The 4,693-nt window shown below is 70.0% G+C and carries 2 protein-coding genes; both read left to right on the top strand.

The window, feature by feature from the left end; all coding sequences use genetic code 11:
- Positions 1 to 1,326 (top strand): beta-ketoacyl reductase, encoded by a 1,326-nt coding sequence (locus ABZT04_RS45835; RefSeq protein WP_356066652.1) that lies wholly within the window; start codon positions 1 to 3, stop codon positions 1,324 to 1,326.
- Positions 1,327 to 1,380: 54 nt separating this feature from the next.
- The coding region (locus ABZT04_RS45830) for a type I polyketide synthase (RefSeq protein WP_356066649.1) at positions 1,381 to 4,693 on the top strand (3,313 nt) is incomplete at its 3' end.

Raw genomic sequence — 4,693 nt, 5'->3', positions numbered from 1 at the left:
GTGTTCACCGTGCCGGGGCCGTTGGACGTGGACGGTGCGGTGCTGGTGACTGGTGGGACCGGTGGTCTGGGTGCGTTGGTGGCGCGGCACTTGGTCGCTTCGGGTGGTGTCCGTCATCTGGTGTTGGCGTCGCGGCGTGGGTTGGAGGCGCCGGGTGCCGGTGAGTTGGTCGCGGAGCTGGAGGCCGCGGGTTGTGGGGTGCGGGTTGCGGCGTGTGATGTGGCGGACCGCGATCAACTGTCTGCTCTGCTGGGCTCGTTGGATGTTGCGTTGTCCGGTGTGGTGCATGCGGCGGGTGTTCTGGACGACGGTGTGGTGACGTCGTTGACGCCTGAGCAGCTCGACCGGGTGATGCGGCCCAAGGTCGACGCGGCGCTGCTGCTGGACGAGTTGACGGCCGGCATGGACCTGCGGTCCTTCGTGCTGTTCTCGTCGGTCGCGGCGCTCATCGGCAATCCCGGGCAGGGCAACTACGCCGCCGCCAACGCCGTACTGGACGCGTTGGCGGCGCGGCGGCGGGCGCAGGGTCGTCCGGCGGTGTCGCTGGCGTGGGGCTTGTGGGCGGTGGAGACCGGGATGACCGGCGAACTCGGCAACACCGACCTGACCCGGCTGAACAGGCTGGGCCTGGAGCCGCTGGCCACAGAGTTGGGGTTGGAGCTGCTGGACGCGGCTCAGCGGGTGGACGCCGCCCTGGTCGCGCCGGTGCAACTCGACCTGGCCTCCATCCGGGCACAGGCCAGGGAAGGAATGGCACCGCACTTGCTGGCCGGGCTCGTACGCGTTCAGGCACGGCAGACCCGGGCAGCGGGTGGGGGCGGGTCGTTGGCCTCCCGGCTGGCCCAGGTCGGCCCGGAGGACTGGGAGCGGGTGACGCTGGACCTGGTGACCGCTCAGGTGGCGGCGGTGCTTGGGCATGCGTCGGCGTCGGCGCTGGATGCGGGGCGGGCGTTCAAGGAACTCGGCTTCGACTCGCTGTCCGCCGTGGAGTTGCGCAACCGCCTGACCCAGGCGACCGGACTCAAACTGCCGACCACGTTGGTCTTCGACCATCCCACCGCGATCGCCGTCACCCGGTACATGATCCCGGTCGCCATGCCCGGCGCCGCGCCGAGCAGCCGCCGCTCGTCGGAAGAGAACGAGATCCGGGAAATGCTGACATCCATTCCGATAGGCCGCCTACGGGCAACGGGGCTGCTCGACGCGCTCCTTGAACTGGTGAACAACGCCTCGGAGAGCGGCTCTCCGACGGAGGACAGCGCCGCGTCGATCGACGACATGGACGCCGCGGCCCTGATCCGGCTGACCGAAGAGACCGCAGTTTAAGCACAAGCGTTGCAGCTGATCCCCGCTAGGCGTTTCGAACCTGGAGGAACAAGCATGGCTGGCGACCGGAACGAACTCGTCGAGGCCCTGAGGCGATCGGTAAAGGAAGCCGAGCGGCTTCGGCAGCAGAACCGGCGGCTCATGGCCCAGGCCACCGAGCCGTTGGCGATCGTGGGGATGAGTTGCCGGTACCCGGGTGGCGCGTCGTCGCCCGAGCAGTTGTGGGATGTGGTCGCCTCGGGCCGGGACGCGATGTCGGGGATGCCCGAGGACCGCGGCTGGGACCTGGAGCGGCTGTACGACCCGGACCCGGAGAAGGCCGGGACCTTCTACGCGCAGCGAGGCGGATTCGCCGACGGCGTGGGCGACTTCGATGCGGGGTTCTTCGGGATCAGTCCGCGTGAGGCGTTGGCGATGGACCCGCAGCAGCGGTTGCTGCTGGAGGGCGCGTGGGAGGCGTTGGAGGACGCAGGCATCGACCCGGGTTCACTGCGTGGCAGTGACACCGGAGTGTTCTGCGGCGTCGGCCTCAACGACTACCCGGGATCGGAGACGGCGATCGGCGGCCGGTCCGACCTTGAGGGCTTCCGGCTGACCGGCGGAACCTCCAGCGTGGTCTCGGGCCGGGTGGCGTACAGCCTGGGCCTGGAGGGCCCTGCGGTGTCGGTGGACACCGCGTGCTCTTCATCCCTGGTGGCGATGCACCTGGCCGCGCAGGCGCTGCGCTCCGGCGAGTGCTCGCTTGCACTGGCCGGCGGCGTGACCGTACTGTCCGGGCCGTTCCTCCTGGTCGAGTTCTCCCGGCAGCGCGGCCTGGCCGCCGACGGCCGCTGCAAGTCGTATGCGGAAGGTGCCGACGGGACCGGTTTCTCCGACGGCGTCGGCCTCGTCGTGCTGGAACGGCTGTCGGACGCCCGCCGCCGCGGTCACCGGGTGCTGGCGGTGATCCGGGGCAGCGCGGTCAACCAGGACGGTGCCTCCAACGGCCTGACCGCGCCGAGTGGCCCGTCGCAGGAGCGCGTCATTCGTACGGCACTGTCGGCGGCGGGGTTGCGCCCTGACGAGGTCGATGCGGTGGAGGGTCACGGCACGGGGACCCGGCTCGGTGACCCGATCGAGGCGCAGGCGCTGCTGGCCACGTACGGCCAAGACCGGGATGCCGAGCGGCCGTTGTGGCTTGGCTCGATCAAGTCGAACATCGGTCACTCCTCAATGGCCGCGGGTGTGGCCGGAGTGATCAAGATGGTGGAGGCGCTGCAACATGAGCGGCTTCCCGCCACGTTGCATGTGGATGCGCCGTCCTCGCACGTGGACTGGGAGTCGGGCGCGGTCAAGCTGCTGACGGATGCTCAGCCGTGGCCGGCCGGGGAGCGGGTCCGCCGTGCGGGCGTCTCGTCCTTCGGGATCTCCGGGACCAATGCCCACCTGATCCTTGAGGAGGCGCCGGCGGAGGCGCCGGTCGAGGCCGAGGGCCAGGCGGTTGAGAGTCCTGCGCCGCTGGCGGAGCGCGAAGTCCTTCCTGCGGTGCCGGTGTTGGTGTCGGCGAAGGATGAGTTGGCGTTGCGGGCGCAGGCGGGTCGGTTGCGGGAGCATCTGCTGGCGCGTCCGGAGGCCGGTGTTCTGGATACGGCGTTTTCGACGGCGACGACGCGGGCTCATCTGGAGCATCGGGCGGTTGTCACTGCTGCTGACCGGGATGGTCTGCTGGCTGGGTTGTCGGGGTTGGCGGTGGGTGAGCCGGGTGCGGGCACGGTGGCGGGTCGGGCGTTGTCGGGGAAGACGGCGTTTGTGTTTTCGGGGCAGGGTGCGCAGCGGGCGCGGATGGGTGCGGGGCTGGCGCGGGTGTTTCCGGTGTTCGCGCGGGTGTTGGAGGAGGTGTGCGGGGAGCTGGATCCGTTGTTGGAGCGGCCGTTGAGTGAAGTCCTGGCGGCGGAGGAAGGCTCTGTTGAGGCGGGGCTGTTGGATGACACGCAGTTCACGCAGGCCGGGTTGTTCGCTGTTGAGGTGGCGTTGTTCCGGTTGTTGGAGTCGCTGGGGGTGCGGGCGGACTTCCTGGTGGGTCATTCGGTGGGTGAGGTGGCGGCTGCGCATGTGGCGGGGGTGTTGTCGCTGGCTGATGCGTGTGTGCTGGTGGCTGCCCGGGGCCGGTTGATGGGTGGGTTGCCGGCGGGTGGTGCGATGGCGGCTGTTCAGGCGGCCGAAGCGGAAGTCGTGGAATCGCTGGCCGGGTTCGGGGACCGGTTGTCGGTGGCGGCGGTGAATGGTCCGCGGGCTGTGGTGGTGTCCGGTGAGCGGGAGGCGTTGGAGGAGTGGCTGCAACTGGCGTGCTGGCGGGGGCGTAAGGCGACACGGTTGCGGGTGTCTCATGCCTTCCATTCGGCGTTGGTGGAGCCGGTGCTGGAGGAGTTCGCGGGGGTGGTGGGCCGGTTGCGGTTTGCCGAGCCGGTGATTCCGGTGGTGTCGAATGTGACGGGTGCGCTGGCCGGGTCGGGGGAGTTGGCGGATCCGGCGTATTGGGTGCGGCATGCACGCGAGTCGGTCCGGTTTGCCGACGGTATCGGCACGCTGGCGCGGGCGGGTGTGACGCGGTTTGTGGAGGTAGGCCCTGATGGGTCGTTGACGGCGTTGGCGCGTGAGGTGTTGGAGGAGAGCGGCGTCGCTGGCAGTGAGTCGGCGGTGGTGGTTGCGGCGTTGCGGGCCCGGCAGGGTGAGCCGGAAGCCTTCGCCGCGTTTTTGGGTCAGGCGCATGCGGCGGGGATCGGTGTCGACTGGTCGGCGTTCTACGCCGCAAGCGGCGCCCAGGCCATACCCCTGCCTACCTACGCCTTCCAGCACGAACGCTACTGGCTGTTGCCCCGTGCCGCGGCAGGCGACGCGGCTGCGGCAGGGCAGGCGCGGCTCGACCATCCGCTGCTGGTCGCCGCCGTCCAGGTCGGCGACCGTGACGAGTGGCTGCTGACCGGCCGCCTGTCTCTTGAGGCCCAGCCCTGGCTGGCCGACCACACCGTGCTCGACACGGTCATCGTGCCCGGCGCCGCCCTGACCGAACTGGCCCTGGCCGCCGGACGGCAGGTCGACGCCCCCGTGGTCGAGGAGCTGATCCTTCAGGCACCGCTTCCCCTGCCCACGGGCGAGGCCGTCCAGTTGCAGGTCACCGTCGCGGAAGCCGACGAGAACGGCCACCGTGACATCGCGATCTATACGCGCCCGCAAGCCACCGAGGAGGGGGCGCGACCCGAAGCGACGTGCCATGCGCGCGGCAGGCTCGGTTTGGAGGTGGAGTCCGGTGGGGTGGCGTTCCCGGTGTTGTGGCCGCCGGAGGGTGCTGTGGTGGTGCCGGTCGAGGGGTTGTACGAGCGGTTGGCGG

Source organism: Streptomyces sp. NPDC005492 (genome assembly GCF_040605995.1).
Classification (GTDB): Bacteria; Actinomycetota; Actinomycetes; order Streptomycetales; family Streptomycetaceae; genus Streptomyces.
Note: the sequence above shows the minus strand (reverse complement) of the source record. Positions and strands in the feature narration are given on the sequence as shown.